Below are 14,662 nucleotides of genomic sequence, written 5' to 3' on the forward strand. Positions count from 1 at the left end.
ATAATAAACATCTAATCCCATTTTTCAAGCCTTTTCTTTGTTTTAGAATCATCTGGTTGTAGTTGGTGGGCTTTCTCAAAGCATTTTAATGCTTTTTCATGATCCCCCTCCCCTAAAAAGATTTCCCCTTTATAAAAATAAGGTAAGTAGAAATCCGGATCCATTTCAATGGCCTTATCCACACATTTTAAAGCTTCTTCCAGGGAGGATAAATGATAAAGAGAGTATCCTAACTTACACCAGGACTGTAAATCATCAGGATTGGTTTTAAGATGTTTTTTAAAGTATTTAGCCGAATTTTCATAATCTTCCAGGCCAAAGTAATTATAGGCCCTTCCATAGTAAGTTAAATCTTCCTCAAAGCCCTTCTTCAAAGCCAGATCAAAGTAAGAATTAGATTCTTCAAAGTTTTCTAAATCAGAAAGAAGACTGGCTTTAAGATAGTACAGTGAATCATATTCCGGGTATTTTTCCAGCATCTGATTAATAAATGCCAGTGAATCATTTAAAGATTTAAGTTCGGTTATAGCAAAAGATTTATAGGCCATAGCATTTTCAAACCCAGGATCAATTTCCAGGGCTTTTTCGAAAAATTCCAGGGCTTTTTCATATTCTTCATCATCAAAGTTATCCAGGCCTTTGTCAAAGTAATCCCATTTCATTTGTTGTTTCATATTTTTTCCTCATGTTCATTTATGAAAATTAAGGATATAAATTTCTCTAAAAAATAGTTTAGGGAAATAAATCATGAAAATAATTCAAAGCCCTAATAAAAATTGAGCTGCTTATAATTAGAGTATAAGAATAATTCTATAATTATAAATAAGGGGGAATGGTTCAGGGATTATTAGATTTTTATTCTTTAATAAAAAGCATTAATATTCCGGTTATTAATAGCCATAATCCTATTAAAACCCCTAAAATAATAGGATCTGCAATAAAAGTTCCCACTGTTATGTATAGAATACCTATTATTGCGGCAATAACACCGTTCCACCTGCTACCACCTGTTTTTGAAAATATTCCAATAATACCTGCTATTATCAGGAATAAACCAACTATCCATACTATGAAACCAACTAGCCAGCTGAAGAGTCCTGGATTGAATATGAAGCCAATACCTAAAACCAGGGCAATTATTCCCAGAAGAATCTCTACTATTCCTATAGACGCACTTTCACCCATTTGGGCTACTCCACCTAATAGAAGACCTATACCTAAAAACAAAACGATAAACCCTGTAATCAAACTCAAGGGAATAATCCCTAATAGAGGGAAAGCTAAAACAATGAGCCCCAATACAATCAAAATCAATGCACTGCCATTTTTTTCCATAATGATCTCCTCCTTTAAATTTGAACCATCACCCCGGATTAATCTTAAAACTCCAATATGCTTCCTGATTTTTAGCTTAACTTTCTATCCCTATCCCCCCCCATAAATTTAAAATACTATACATAATTATTTATCCTTTCCAGATATTATAAATCCTTAAAAAGAATTTTAAATGAATAGACACTATCTTTATATTTCATTTCCCATCCAGTTGTCTTACCTACCGCAAAATGAATCCGGGCTAATTCAAAAAGAATCCATTTATTTTCTTAATTTTTCCCTATCAATAAATTGGTGAATGGCAGGTGGTTATTTTTAAAACCTCCAGGGATTGATAAAAATTATGATACTCCATTTAATAACTGGGTCAATTTAATAGATATAATTATGTAATTAATACAACGGAGTATACTAGTCTTCATTATGATTTGAATATTCTAGTGTATTCGGACTTCTTTAGTTAAAATTAGGGTCCGTGAAGTATTAATTATAAGAGTTAATTCATGGGATTATAAGTATTATGTTAAAAATTTAAGTTACAATATTCACATTAAATTAGGGTAAAATTATTATAGAGGGAAAATATATTAAATAAATGTAACTTTTTATTATTAAAATTAAATAATTTATTAATATTTATTCCGGTTCAGCTATCCAGGAGGGTTTATATTCCTTAAAAAAAATCCATCATCTGAAATTGATATCAAAAAATTGCTTCAGAAAGTAGATAAACTGGAAAAAAAAGTTATTGACCAGGACAAATTGATTGGAGATATTTTAAGCACTGTGAGTGAGGGTGTTATTTCTGTAGATAATAATCAAAATATACTTTTTTTAAATAATGCCGCAGAGAAAATACTCCAGCGCTCTTGTGGTGAAGTATTAGGAAAGAATATATTTGATAGTTTTCCTGAATTTAAAGATTCATTGCTGGATGAATATTGCTCCCAGGTATTAAAGGATAATATTGATATCTCATTTGAGAGTTATTTTGAAAAAAATTCTTACCCCGGATGGTATGATATTAGATTAACACCAGAAGGCCAGGAGATATGGATTTTTTTTAAAAACAGTGCTAAACAAAATGAAGTTATTAAATCACTCCAAAAAAGTGAATACCAGTATCGTAAAATAGTGGATTCCAGCTATGAAGGAATAATGGTGGTGGATAACGATTTAAATATTACACTGGTTAATTCCCAGATGGCTGAAATTTTAGAAAGTAGTGTGCCGGAAATCAGTGGTCAAACCATTTTCAAGGTTTTAGATAATGATTTACATTCAATTGCCTTGAAAATTGTGGAAAAAACTAGAAAAGGCTTAACTCATAAACAGGATTTAAGCTTTTATAATAAAAAAGGATCTCGGGAATGGATAAGGATATACAGTTCCCCTATTTTTGGTGAAGCTCAGGATTTACAGGGGGGATTAATTCTTATTAATATCATAACCACACAAAAGGAAGTGGAAAAAAAATTAAAAGTGCAGGCCCGGGAACAAGAAGCAGTGGCCCTTTTAAGTCAACTGGCTTTATCCTGTAGTTCTCTAAGCGATCTGATGAATAAATCTATGGAAATGGTAAAGGATGTGCTGAATGTAGATTATACTAAAATAATGGAATTAACCTCAGGAGGAGATAAATATTACCTGAGGTATGGTACTGGATGGAACACAGGATGGGTTGGGGAAAAGTTAAAACCTGTTTTAAAAGATTCTCAGGCCAGTTACACCCTTAATTCTAAAATTCCAGTGGTGGTTAATGACTTTTCACGGGAAAAAAGATTCAAAATAACTCCTATCCTAAAAGAGCATGGCGTACAAAGCGGACTTAGTGTGACCATAGGAGATAAAAAAGAGCCTTATGGGATTTTAGGAGCCCATTGCTCCCATATAAGAAAATTTAATAATAAGGATGTTCATTTTGTTCAGTCTGTAGCCAATATACTGGCCTATGCTGTTGAAAGGGAATTGATGGAAACCCGTCTGCGGGAAAATGAAAAATTGTACCGATTGCTGGCAGATAACGCAGTGGATATGATTTCAACCCACGATATAGAGGGTAAATACACTTATGCCTCCCCTTCCAGTTTAAAACTCCTGGGATATTCACCAGAGGAGCTTGTAGGATTAGATGCATTTAAAATTATCCATCCAGAGGATATATGTGCCCTTCAGAGTGTTATGGCAGATATGTTCTCACAAAGAAGTTTAATTCAGGTGAATTATCGTTTAAGGCAAAAAGGAGGGGATTATATTTGGGTAGAATCCACCGCTAAAGTGGTGGAAAAAGACCACCCCGGGGAATTGATGGAAATAATTGTTATCACCCGGGATATCAGTGACAGGGTAGATACTGAAAGTGCCCTTAAAGAATCAGAAGCGTATTACCGAACGATATTTGAAAATTCAGGTACAGCCAATATTATAGTAGAAGAAGATCGTTCCATTTCACTGGCTAACTCCCAATTTTCAGCACTTTATGGAGCTTCTAAAAAAGAAGTGGAAGGTAAAATAAAATGGCCTTCTTTTTCTCATGCAGATGAATTAAAGAAGATGGAAGAATATCATATCCATAGATCAATTAACCCGGATAAAGTGCCAAAAAGTTATGAATTCAAATTTGTGGATAAATATGAAAATGAAAAAGATGTTCATGCTACAGTTTCTTTAATTCCCGGAACCAGAAAGAGGGTGGTTTCTTTAATAAATATCACTGAAGAGAAAAAATCCAGAAGATTACTGGAATGGGAATTGAAGGTAAATAAATCACTGGCCAGAATATACTCTCCCCTGGTATCCATGAATACTTCATTAGAAAAAATTGCTTCTAGTGTATTAAAAGAATCGCTGGATTTAACCCACAGTTCTGTGGGATGGATAGGGAAATTAAAAGAAAAAGAAGGCGAAATGGACATTTTAGTCATGGAATCTGCTTCAGAAAAGGAATATGGGAAAACTAGCTTAAAATTAGGCTTAAAAGAAAAATTAAATCCTTTTTTTGAAAATTCTATGGTGGAAAAATCAGGTTTTTATGATAACCATTTCCAGCAGGTATTTACTAAGGAAGGTTTAACTGGAGAACTTTTTTTAGATAAGATTCTTTGTGTTCCCATTATTCTGGATCAGGAAATTGTAGGGCAGATAGTAATTTCTAATCCAGAAAAAGAATATGCAAATCATCATTTACAGGCATTAAGGAGGTTAGGAGAATTTTATGCACTGGCTATCCAGAGAAAGCAGGCTGAACAAAAAATTGAAGAATCCCTGCAGGAAAAGAAGGTGTTATTAAAGGAAATTCACCACCGGGTAAAAAATAATCTGCAGATAGTATCCAGTCTGCTGAGTTTACAGTTGCACTATGTTCATAATCCAGAAACACAGAACATTTTTATTGAAAGTCAAAACCGGGTACGTTCCATGGCCCTGATCCATGAAAAATTATACCGATCCAGTAACTTAGCTCGTATAAATTTCTCCAATTACGTGGAGAGTCTGGTAGAAGGATTAATAAGTAGTTATTCTAAAATTCCCGGCCAGATAAATGTTATAATTGATATAGAAGATATATCTCTGAATATAGAAACTGCCATGCCCTGCGGACTTATAATAAATGAACTGGTTTCTAATAGTATAAAACACGGATTTAAAGATCAGCTTTCAGGTGAAATTAAAATTAAAATTCAACAAGAAAAAGGAATATGCACTATTTTAATTTCAGATAATGGTTCTGGTTTTCCAGAGGATATAGATTTTAAAAATACTAATTCCCTGGGAATGCAGCTGGTGACAAGTCTGGTTAGTCAAATAGATGGAGAAATAGAGCTAAGTACCCACAAAGGAACCTGTTTTAGAATAATATTTGAAGAAATATTCAAAAAAGAAAATTTAAGTAATTTAGATTCTTAGGATCTTAAAAAAATAATAAAGGACCTTTAAAGGTCCATTACCATAATACCATCAAATACCAGTTTAGCATCACCCTCCATGAAAGCTCCCAGATCTTTTTTTTCCTGATAAACCTCAATTTCAAGTTCGCCACCCGGTAGATGTACCAGTACCTTTTCTTCTAATTTTTCCAACTTATTTCCTGCAATTACGCAGGAAGTAGCCCCTGTCCCACAGGCCAGGGTAGGTCCTGCTCCTCTTTCCCAGGTGACCATAATAATCTCACCAGGAGATACTATCTCCACAAAATGAACATTGGTGCGTTGAGGAAATGCAGGATGGTTTTCAATAGCCGGACCCCATTTATCCAGATCCACCTGGCCAGCATCATCCACAAAAATAACGGCATGAGGATTTCCCACACTAAGAGCAGTCATTTGTAAGGGATTGTCTTCTACTTTTAAGAACAGATCAATAAATTCATCTTCCACTACATCCATGGGTATCTGATCTGTTTTAAAGGTGGCTAATCCCATATTTACTTTCATGGCAACTGCCTGTCCTCTATCAATTTCCAGTTCCACGGTTTTTATTCCTGCCATGGTTTCTACTTTAATTTCATTCTGTCGGAAGATGCTGTTATCATATACGAATTTTGAAAAACAGCGAATACCGTTGCCGCACATCTCAGCTTCGCTTCCATCTGCATTAAAAATCCGGAACCGTATATCACCATCTCCCTGAGGAGGAGAAACAAATATGACCCCATCAGCCCCCACAGAAAAACCTCTACGGCATATTTCAGCCGTTACTTCTCCTTTTTTATCTTCTTCTATGCATTCTGATTGGCTCTCATCAATAACTACATAGTCATTGCCCAGTCCATGCATCTTAGAAAATAAAATGGTTTTTTTGCTCATTTTAAAAGCCTCGGAGGGAGTACCTGTTTATTTAATAAATCAGCAAAAGTTTCTCTTTCTCGTATAACATCAGTTTCACCATCTTTAACCAGTACTTCTGCTGGGCGTGGACGGGAGTTGTATTGAGATGCCATGGAAAAAGCATAAGCTCCTGCATTCATTATGGCTAATAAATCTCCTTCTTTTATTTCAGGCAGCAGGCGGTCCCTGGCAAATAGATCCCCGGACTCACATACATTCCCGGCGATATCTATCTGTTCTTTTGCCGGGGCCCGGGCCTGGTTAGCCACCACGATATGGTGATAGGAACCATACATGGAAGGCCTTAAAAGTGTGTTAAAACCAGCGTCAACCCCTGCAAACTTACGATAGCTCTCTTTAATGGTATTGACTCTGGTTAGAAGGTAAGATGCATTCCCTACAATATAGCGACCTGGTTCCAGGCACATGGTTGGTTTTCCCAGACCGTAGTGTACCAATTTTTCCTTGAATAGTCCGGTAATTTCCTGGGCAAAGTTATCCAGATCCAGTTCCTCTTCATCAGGATGGTAAGGAATCCCTAATCCTCCCCCAAAATCGATGAAATCAAATTCAATCCCGGTACCCTGGGCAATGTTCCCTGCAATATCCATCAGGGTCTCCACAGCCAGCATGAATGGTTCACTCTCCAGTATTCCAGAACCAATATGGCTGTGAATACCCACCGGGTTAAATCCTAAATCCAGGGCCATTTGATATACTTCTACTGCTTCACTTTCTTTTATCCCAAATTTACTCATTTCCCCCCCGGTTATGCAGTGTTCATGGTGACCGGCTCCTACCATAGGATTAACCCGGAAGGATATTTTAAACCCATCAGGATCCACTATTTTGGCTAATCTTTTTAATTGAGATACTGAATCCACATTGAGTCGAATTCCAGCTTCTATTGCAAACTGCATCTCCTGGTCTTTTACATTGTTTCCAGTGTATAAAACCCTGTCACCCTCAAATCCTGCCAGAAGAGAAGTGTAAATTTCCCCTGGTGAAACCGCATCTATTCCACTACCTTCTTCTTCCAGTATACGCATTACAGCCAGGTTAGTATTGGCTTTGCAGGCATAAAATATCTGAAAATCAGAATAATATTTGGAAAAAGCCTGATAAACCTTCCGGTAGTTTTCCCTGATTTTCATCTCATCAATAACATATAATGGAGTTCCATACTCCTCTGCTAACTTAGTAGAATCTGCTTGACCAATCATTAGATGGTCTTTTTCATTAATATCTAAATCAAAACCCATTTGAAATCCTCCAGAATAATAAAATTAAGAAGACATTAAATCTTTAAACTTCTTAATATATATATTTAGAAAAAAATTATGCTTCATGAAAATTATACCCTGCAAGATAAGTTATAGATATAATATTTGATAAAAATTAGTTGTGTTATGAGGAGATATTTATGAAAAATCATCCCTTTAGGCTGGTGGTGCGAGCACTTATTAAAAATGAAAAGGAGCATATTCTAGTATTAAAGCGTTCAAAACACTCCCGAAGCAATCCGGGGCTCTGGGAATTACCTGGAGGGAAAGTTGAACCAGGAGAAGACTTTGATAATGCACTTGTTCGGGAAATAAAAGAAGAAACTGGTCTGGATATTTTTCTTATAAAAGCCCTGGGTGTGGCTCAGCAGGATCATCCCCATCGACATTCAGTACATATAATCATGCAGGTCCAGGTGGAATCTGGAGAATTTAAAATAAGTGAGGAACATGAAGATTTTAAATGGGTGGCCTCAGAAGAAATAAAAACATTAAAACTGGCCAACTGGCTGGATACTTTTCTGCAAAATAATTGCCTGGATTAAATCAATGATTTTTATTAAATTAGAATATGAAAACTGGTAAATATTCAGCCAAATGGTTGATACTGCTTAGTATTGCCTTAGGAACCATTATGGTGCCAATAAATAGTAGCATCATTAATGTATCGTTGCCTTCTATAACCAGTTATTTTCAAGTTTCTATCTCCAGCGCTGAATGGATTATAACATCCTATTTACTTACTCTTTTAAGTACCGTGCTATTTTTTGGACGTTTAGGAGATTGGTGGGGACATGAAAAATTATATCTAACCGGACTTATCAGTTTCATGTTAAGTTCTATTTTATGCTCTACTGCCCCTACCCTGGAATTTCTAATTATATTCCGCGGATTACAAGGCTTGGCGGCTGCCATGATGATATCAGTTTCTTTAGGTATTGTAAAAGAAGCTTTTCCTAAACACCAGCGTGGAAAAGGATTAGGAATATATGCTGTGGCCATTGCTGCAGGACTTACCCTGGGACCCCTAATTGGTGGAATTTTAGACAGTTTGGGAAGTTGGAGATATATTTTTCTGATAAATATTCCTCTGGCCATTTTAAGTTTCAGTTTATGTTACCAGATACTAAATAGAAAACCGGGATCTAGCACCCCCTGGGATACATCAGGTACTCTCTTGCAATTTCTATCCCTATTTTTTCTGGTGTATGGGCTTAATGGATTAAAGAACGGAATTCATGGCTTAAGTTTTATTATAATTATCTCGTTTTCCGCAGGATTTCTGGTTTTATTTATCATAAATGAAATACGCATCTCCCATCCTCTTATAAACCCCCGCATCTTTAAAAATAAAACTTTTTCTGCATTTAACCTGGCCCTATTATTCAATTATATGTGTATGTACATGTTACTATTTATAATGCCTTTTTACCTTAGTAAAGTACTTCATTTTGAGTCTCAAACTATGGGTATCCTTTTAACAGTACCGGCAGGAATGATGATGGTTTTAGCACCTGTAAGCGGGCATATTTCTGATAAAATAGGTCCACGCCCCCTGGCAGTTAGTGGTTCAGTGATCTCCATTTTTTCTTTTTATCTTTTATCAGAATTGACCATCTTCTCCAATTTTTATGATGTATTATGGAGAATGATGTTGGTAGGTATGGGCACTGCTCTTTTTCAGGCACCTAATAATAGTGCAATTATGAATCTAGCCCGCAATGACCAGCAGGGAATTGTATCTAGTATTGTAGTTACCATGCGAAATTTAGGAATGATTTTAGGAGTTACCATTGCGGGAATATTCATAGACTGGACCATAAATCCTCAGCTTTTAGCACAGGATTTATTATTTAATCTTCAAGCATATGACTTTATTCTAGGTTTGAAGATGGTAGTGATATTTGCTTCGTTTTTAAGTTTGATAATGGCCCTGATCTCTTTAGTAGGCATACCTCGTAAAAAGATACGTCAAGCACGGATTAAAGTATTAAAAAAGATTAAAAAATAATTACCTGAATTTCCAGTAAAAAATTAGCACTGGAAGAAATAATTAATTTTAAGAATTAAATCCCTGGTTAGAAATCATGACATTTCAGCAAATACTTCATCGAGTACATTCACCACTTTATCCACCTGAGTCATGTTGATAATAAGAGGAGGAGCTAAACGTATAACCTTCCCTGCAGTGCAGTTAACCAGAACACCTTTTTCACAGGCTTTTTTAACCACATCCGCGCAATCAATTGTGAGTTCAATTCCTATTAAAAGACCACACCCACGTATTTCTTGAATAAATGAATATTTTGATTTTAATTCTTCCAGTTTTTTCTGCAGGTAATTTCCCATTTCTTTGGATTTACTTACCAGATTTTCATCCAAAAGAACTTCAATAGCAGCCTTGGCTGCTGCACATCCTAGAGGATTACCACCAAATGTGGATCCATGATCTCCTGGATTGAAAGCTTCTGCTATCCTGGTATTGGCCATTAAAGCCGCTATAGGATATCCTCCCCCCATGGCCTTGGCCACAGTAGTGATGTCCGGTTGTATTCCCTCGTGCTGGGAGGCGAACATTTCACCGGTTCGGCCAAAACCAGTTTGAACCTCATCCAGTATTAATAAAACATCCTTCTGACGGCAAAGATTCTCCACGTCTTTTAAATAACCTTCTGGAGGCATTATAACTCCGCCTTCGCCCTGAATTGGCTCTAATATTATAGCAGCAGTATTTTCCGTGATGGCCTGAGCCAGGGCAGATATTTCACCATAGGGCACGTGTTTAAATCCATCAGGTAATGGTTGGAAGGGCGTCTTATATTTTTCCTGACCGGTGGCCGTTACCGTGGCTAAGGTTCGACCATGAAATGAATTATCAGTGGCAATAATTTCACCTTTGCCCGTGTATTTTCGGGCCAGTTTAATAGCACCTTCATTGGCCTCTGCTCCACTATTAGCTAAAAATACCTTATCATGAGGAGATATCTGAGTGAGTAATTGGGCCAATTCAGCCTGTTCCTGGGTGTAATAAATATTGGAGCAATGGATCATTCTCTGAGCCTGATGGCAAATGGCTAAAGTCACTTTAGGGTGAGCATGTCCCAGATTGTTCACTGCCACCCCGGCAAAACAATCCAGATAACTGTTTCCTTCCACATCCCAAACTTCAGCTCCCTTTCCATGAGATAAAGCCAGCTTTTGCCGTCCATACGTTTGCATGACAAACTTTTGATCCATATCCATAATTTCTTGCGTATTCATCACACCACCTAAATCATGATAATGATATTATTTAAGGAATTCCTAAGATTGATTTATAATAATTGTCTCTGGTTATTAATAAGTGCTGCTGTAATAAATACTAGTTATCTAAAATATTAAGTACCGCTAAGTACTTAGCCTGAATATTAAATAAATCAATTATCAAGGTGATACTATGAAAAAAGCTATTATTGAAACTAAAAAAGGAATTATTGAACTGGTTTTATTTGAAGAAGACGCCCCTAACACCGTGGCCAACTTTGAAAAGTTAGCCAATGATGGATTTTATAATGGATTAACTTTTCACCGGGTTATTCCTGATTTTGTAATTCAAGGCGGATGTCCTAAAGGTAATGGAACAGGAGGACCGGGTTACACCATAAAATGTGAGATAAACCCTAATAAACATGTTAAAGGGGCATTGTCAATGGCCCATGCAGGTAAAGATACCGGTGGAAGCCAGTTTTTTATAACCCACTCTCCTCAACCTCATCTGGATGGAGTGCACACCGTTTTTGGCAAAGTCACCAGGGGAATGGAAGTGGTGAATGCCATAAAAGAAAATGATGTTATGACTTCTGTGAAAGTAATTGATGAATAAAATATTCATCTACCCTGTTTTTTTAAAAAAAAGATATAAATTTATTACAGCATTTTATCCAGGGCCAATGCATAGATACTGGCTATTTCATCTGCAATTTCCAATTCATATTTAGAATAATCCTTTTGAGGGTTAGCCAGCACAATTTGACCTAAAATTTCATCCTGGTATTTAACTGCCACTGACAAAAACTGATTAATTATCTCGTGTCCAGGAGGAATGCCATGGGCCACCGGATGATTAACCGGGTCATGGGTAAAAAAAGATTCCCCGGTATCTAAGGAGTATCCTAAAAGCCCGCCATAAGTTCCGTCCTTTCTAATTTTAAAACGAGCCTCTCCTAAATCAGCATAATACTGGCAGCCACCAGTAAGGTGTGAAAAAGAAATACCCACGCTATCCTTATTTACAGGATCAACAACAGCCACATAACAGTAATCACTACCCGTAAGCCGGGTGGCTTCTTCTAAAACCAGATCAGATATTTTTTTAAGAGAAGAATCTTCTATCATCTGAGATACTCGCATATTTAATTTTTTTAAGTCCTCTGATATTTCTGGAGTTAGATTATGATTTTTTTCCATCTTACTTCCCCCTAGATTATTAGCCATCTTTCTCTTAGTAATCCATTTAACTTATGCCCGGTAGGTTATAAAAAATATTATTATTTATTCGCAGGGATAAAAGTCCCATAATTATTTAATTCTCATAGACATATAAGTTATCAGGGGCATTTTATGGGGGTAAAATCAGATAAAAATCTCATAAGCGAATATAAACAAACTAATGCAGTTTTAATAGTTATAAGTATACTTTTAGCCACATATTCTATGGATGTTAGAGGAATTAATGCTACACTCACCCTGGTAGTGGCCCTGCTGGCGGGTATTAATGGGGCTTATAATTACTATAAAAAAGAAGGAAGATTTGGGCTTTTTATCCTTATAATCATCACTCTATGGGCTTTAGGGTCTTTAATGAAGAATTTGAACTTTTTTTAAAAAAGAAGTTACCCTTAAAAATAATCCATAAGAGGATCATCAGGGCCTAATTTTTTTAAAACCAGCCCTAAAATAAATTCCATAGAAACTGTAGTTCCATCATCCAGTTTAATATATCTAAAACCGTTTTTAGTAAATATTTTGTTAATTCGGGCTAATTTAAAGGGAATCACTCCCACCAGTTTCATCCGGGAAAACCAGTAAGTGGATAAGGGACACTCCTGAGGTAAAAGCACCATGTCCTGTACTTTAACCGTGGAAGGGTTTTTCCGAACCAGTAAACAACAATTTTCATCCTCAGATGGTTTAATTTTTTCTTTTAGCTTTATAATGGATATTTCATCATATTTCAGAGTCCTTTGTAGTTTATTATTATTTTTTTCCAGATATTTCACCACTAAAAGGTCCAGGTTCCCTTTATCCGCATCAGGAACTGATTGTTTTATAGCTTTTTCCAGGGCCAGGTTGAGACTTATCCATGCTTCCACTTTATGACAGTAAGTTTTTTCTTTATTCGAGCGCTGAGGACATTTCCAGCAGTATTCTTCATCCAGAATCTGGATTATCCGGGAGTAATATTCTTCACCAAGGGATTGGAATTCAAGAAGGCACTCTTTTAGATTTCCCATAAGGTTTATCCTGTAATTTATTATTTTTTAAGTGGTTTTAGTTTATTTAGAAGTCCTGATTTTCGGGCATAATGGAACAGATAAAGCTGGGTGTAACCGGCATATTCTCCGAATTGATCCTGGCCAAATTCTCTTATTTTGTCCACTTTAACATCCTTTCCCTCAAAGTAAAGATGAGAAATTATCCTTTTAATCCATACATCAGTAGGAAAGGCCTCACCCCTACCATAACCATAAAGAAGTATGCAGTCGGCTACTTTAGGCCCCACACCGGGTAAGTCCAGTAAGGCTTCAAATGCTTTTTCATAATCCATCTGCCCTAATTTAGGTAAAGATATGTTTTCGGTGACTATTTTAGCCGCTTCTTTCATATATTTACCCCTGTAACCTACCCCGCAGGCTTTTAAGTTGTGAATGCACTCTTCTAAGTTTTTTTCCCCGCCACACATCTCCATTTCTTCAATTTCGTGTTCTGGTAGTTGGAGAATAGTTTCAGGAGTAGGAAAGGTGTAAAACCTTCCAGAAGGTAAGATATAAGAAACTCCCCATTTTTCCTGCATAGCGCGTATGGATCTACTCCAGCGGATAATAGAATTGTTAGCCGAACATATAGATGAAATCAAACATTCAAATATGTTATGGGCTTTGAATAATCTTAAACCCTGGCAAAAATCAATGGTGGGGGCCAGAGCAGGGTCTTCTTTTAGAAATTCATAAAAGAGAGTTAGATTAAAATTCAGGTCAAATATTCGGCGAATTTCTCCTATTACTTGTTTTAGAGAAAATTCATGACTGGATTCCAGCTCCACTAACACTGCCCCGGAGATTTCATCTGTAGAAAGACTTACCAGCACTGCTTGATTATTTACAATTAATAGTTCCTTAAAATGGTTCTCCTCATTTATCCAGGCGGGTTGGGAGGTTTGGCCACTGTTAATGGTAATATCCAGATCAAGTGGTCCTTTAAATTCCTCATTAGGAATCGAAGATTTGATTTTCATACTATCAAATATTAAGCCTTTTTATAGTCTATCCATTATTAAAACCATTTTATATCCCTTGACCTGCAAGAGAGCATATAAATTTTGAATGATGATAATAAAAAATTTATTTAAAATAAATATATAGACTTAGTTCTATATAGATATGTATCAGAAAAATTAATATTAAATATGGGAATGGATGAATAGAAAAAAGGATTCATTTAACAGGAATATAAGTTCATTAACCGCCCCCGGAGTGATAATTTTTCTTTTATTATTTGAAAAAATTAATGAGATTTTAATATGCCACAGTTTAAAACCATACCTCCTCAGGAAGCACTTAAATTAATAAAAGAACACCCTGAATTTACCATAATAGATATACGTCCTCAGGAAGATTTTGAAGATGAACATCTGCCTGGTGCCCAGAATCTGGATTATGACGGCCACCAGTTTCAAAAAAAAGTAGAAAAATTAGATAAAGAGAAGGAATATGTAATATATTGTAAAAGTGGAGTGCGGGGAGAATACTTCATGGATAAAATGAGAGAATCTGGATTTAAAAAAGCATACAATATACAGGGCGGTTTTGTAGGATGGAAAATAAAAAAATTACCCCTGGTTAGTGATTAGATTTGCTGTTTAAAATAAGTCAGGCTAAAATTAGAATAAAATTATAACATGATTCTAATTTTAAAGTAAAATTAAAGTCCTGAATAATTCTAATTTAAAATAAAGTCAAA

14 protein-coding genes are annotated in these 14,662 nt (G+C 35.8%); 6 read left to right on the forward strand and 8 right to left on the reverse strand.

Translation table 11 applies throughout. From position 1 onward, the window contains the following. Positions 1-11: 11 nt before the first annotated feature. Both HYG87_RS05880 and HYG87_RS05885 read right to left on the reverse strand, forming a co-directional pair. On the reverse strand, positions 12-674 hold the full coding sequence (locus HYG87_RS05880) for a tetratricopeptide repeat protein (protein ID WP_211532275.1): 663 nt from the start codon (positions 672-674) through the stop codon (positions 12-14). 181 nt (positions 675-855) lie between these two features. Beyond that, positions 856-1,335: a DUF308 domain-containing protein gene (locus HYG87_RS05885; RefSeq protein WP_211532276.1), complete on the reverse strand. Its 480-nt coding sequence runs from the start codon at positions 1,333-1,335 to the stop codon at positions 856-858. A gap of 711 nt (positions 1,336-2,046) precedes the next feature. Between HYG87_RS05885 and HYG87_RS05890 the strand changes: the two genes are divergently transcribed. After that, positions 2,047-5,241, forward strand: a complete 3,195-nt coding sequence (locus HYG87_RS05890) for a PAS domain S-box protein (protein WP_211532277.1) — start codon at positions 2,047-2,049, stop codon at positions 5,239-5,241. Between the two features lie 26 nt (positions 5,242-5,267). Here HYG87_RS05890 and dapF read toward each other — a convergent pair whose 3' ends face one another. After that, the gene (dapF, locus tag HYG87_RS05895; RefSeq protein ID WP_211532278.1) at positions 5,268-6,140 is read right to left on the reverse strand and encodes a diaminopimelate epimerase; all 873 of its coding nucleotides are present in this window, start codon (positions 6,138-6,140) and stop codon (positions 5,268-5,270) included. Further along, a complete protein-coding gene (lysA, locus tag HYG87_RS05900; RefSeq protein ID WP_211532279.1) occupies positions 6,137-7,423 on the reverse strand; it encodes a diaminopimelate decarboxylase in 1,287 nt (428 codons plus the stop codon). The genes dapF and lysA overlap by 4 nt, the downstream gene beginning before the upstream one ends. A gap of 161 nt (positions 7,424-7,584) precedes the next feature. On the opposite strand from lysA, the gene HYG87_RS05905 reads away from it, so the two are divergent. Together HYG87_RS05905 and HYG87_RS05910 are read left to right on the forward strand one after the other, a co-directional pair. After that, positions 7,585-7,989: an NUDIX domain-containing protein gene (locus tag HYG87_RS05905; RefSeq protein WP_211532280.1), complete on the forward strand. Its 405-nt coding sequence runs from the start codon at positions 7,585-7,587 to the stop codon at positions 7,987-7,989. A gap of 26 nt (positions 7,990-8,015) precedes the next feature. After that, positions 8,016-9,455: an MFS transporter gene (locus tag HYG87_RS05910; protein ID WP_211532281.1), complete on the forward strand. Its 1,440-nt coding sequence runs from the start codon at positions 8,016-8,018 to the stop codon at positions 9,453-9,455. Positions 9,456-9,529: 74 nt separating this feature from the next. On the opposite strand, the gene HYG87_RS05915 is transcribed toward HYG87_RS05910, so the two are convergent. Continuing rightward, the gene (locus HYG87_RS05915; RefSeq protein ID WP_211532282.1) at positions 9,530-10,705 is read right to left on the reverse strand and encodes an acetylornithine transaminase; all 1,176 of its coding nucleotides are present in this window, start codon (positions 10,703-10,705) and stop codon (positions 9,530-9,532) included. A 175-nt stretch (positions 10,706-10,880) separates the two neighbouring features. On the opposite strand from HYG87_RS05915, the gene HYG87_RS05920 reads away from it, so the two are divergent. Further along, positions 10,881-11,306: a peptidylprolyl isomerase gene (locus HYG87_RS05920; protein ID WP_211532283.1), complete on the forward strand. Its 426-nt coding sequence runs from the start codon at positions 10,881-10,883 to the stop codon at positions 11,304-11,306. Between the two features lie 44 nt (positions 11,307-11,350). On the opposite strand, the gene HYG87_RS05925 is transcribed toward HYG87_RS05920, so the two are convergent. Next, the gene (locus HYG87_RS05925) at positions 11,351-11,890 is read right to left on the reverse strand and encodes a GAF domain-containing protein (RefSeq protein WP_249164809.1); all 540 of its coding nucleotides are present in this window, start codon (positions 11,888-11,890) and stop codon (positions 11,351-11,353) included. A 153-nt stretch (positions 11,891-12,043) separates the two neighbouring features. On the opposite strand from HYG87_RS05925, the gene HYG87_RS05930 reads away from it, so the two are divergent. Then, a complete protein-coding gene (locus HYG87_RS05930; protein ID WP_211532284.1) occupies positions 12,044-12,307 on the forward strand; it encodes a hypothetical protein in 264 nt (87 codons plus the stop codon). 14 nt (positions 12,308-12,321) lie between these two features. Here HYG87_RS05930 and HYG87_RS05935 read toward each other — a convergent pair whose 3' ends face one another. Both HYG87_RS05935 and HYG87_RS05940 read right to left on the reverse strand, forming a co-directional pair. Continuing rightward, positions 12,322-12,936, reverse strand: coding sequence for a hypothetical protein (locus HYG87_RS05935; RefSeq protein ID WP_211532285.1), 615 nt, complete (start codon positions 12,934-12,936; stop codon positions 12,322-12,324). A 20-nt stretch (positions 12,937-12,956) separates the two neighbouring features. Next, positions 12,957-13,937 carry a DNA glycosylase gene (locus tag HYG87_RS05940; RefSeq protein ID WP_211532286.1) on the reverse strand — a complete coding sequence of 327 codons (981 nt, stop codon included), beginning with the start codon at positions 13,935-13,937 and terminating at the stop codon, positions 12,957-12,959. A 285-nt stretch (positions 13,938-14,222) separates the two neighbouring features. Between HYG87_RS05940 and HYG87_RS05945 the strand changes: the two genes are divergently transcribed. Beyond that, positions 14,223-14,552: a rhodanese-like domain-containing protein gene (locus tag HYG87_RS05945; protein WP_211532287.1), complete on the forward strand. Its 330-nt coding sequence runs from the start codon at positions 14,223-14,225 to the stop codon at positions 14,550-14,552. Positions 14,553-14,662 lie beyond the last annotated feature (110 nt).

Source organism: Methanobacterium alkalithermotolerans (genome assembly GCF_018141185.1).
GTDB lineage: Archaea > Methanobacteriota > Methanobacteria > Methanobacteriales > Methanobacteriaceae > Methanobacterium_F > Methanobacterium_F alkalithermotolerans.

Excerpts from the sequence above, each read along its gene's own strand:
- dapF (WP_211532278.1), bottom strand. The coding sequence starts at position 6,140 with ATGAGCAAAAAAACCATTTTATTTTCTAAGATGCATGGACTGGGCAAT.
- HYG87_RS05945 (WP_211532287.1), top strand. The coding sequence starts at position 14,223 with ATGCCACAGTTTAAAACCATACCTCCTCAGGAAGCACTTAAATTAATA.
- HYG87_RS05935 (WP_211532285.1), bottom strand. The coding sequence starts at position 12,936 with ATGGGAAATCTAAAAGAGTGCCTTCTTGAATTCCAATCCCTTGGTGAA.
- HYG87_RS05940 (WP_211532286.1), bottom strand. The coding sequence starts at position 13,937 with ATGAAAATCAAATCTTCGATTCCTAATGAGGAATTTAAAGGACCACTT.
- HYG87_RS05905 (WP_211532280.1), top strand. The coding sequence starts at position 7,585 with ATGAAAAATCATCCCTTTAGGCTGGTGGTGCGAGCACTTATTAAAAAT.
- lysA (WP_211532279.1), bottom strand. The coding sequence starts at position 7,423 with ATGGGTTTTGATTTAGATATTAATGAAAAAGACCATCTAATGATTGGT.
- HYG87_RS05915 (WP_211532282.1), bottom strand. The coding sequence starts at position 10,705 with ATGAATACGCAAGAAATTATGGATATGGATCAAAAGTTTGTCATGCAA.
- HYG87_RS05885 (WP_211532276.1), bottom strand. The coding sequence starts at position 1,335 with ATGGAAAAAAATGGCAGTGCATTGATTTTGATTGTATTGGGGCTCATT.
- HYG87_RS05910 (WP_211532281.1), top strand. The coding sequence starts at position 8,016 with ATGAAAACTGGTAAATATTCAGCCAAATGGTTGATACTGCTTAGTATT.
- HYG87_RS05880 (WP_211532275.1), bottom strand. The coding sequence starts at position 674 with ATGAAACAACAAATGAAATGGGATTACTTTGACAAAGGCCTGGATAAC.
- HYG87_RS05925 (WP_249164809.1), bottom strand. The coding sequence starts at position 11,890 with ATGGAAAAAAATCATAATCTAACTCCAGAAATATCAGAGGACTTAAAA.
- HYG87_RS05930 (WP_211532284.1), top strand. The coding sequence starts at position 12,044 with ATGGGGGTAAAATCAGATAAAAATCTCATAAGCGAATATAAACAAACT.
- HYG87_RS05920 (WP_211532283.1), top strand. The coding sequence starts at position 10,881 with ATGAAAAAAGCTATTATTGAAACTAAAAAAGGAATTATTGAACTGGTT.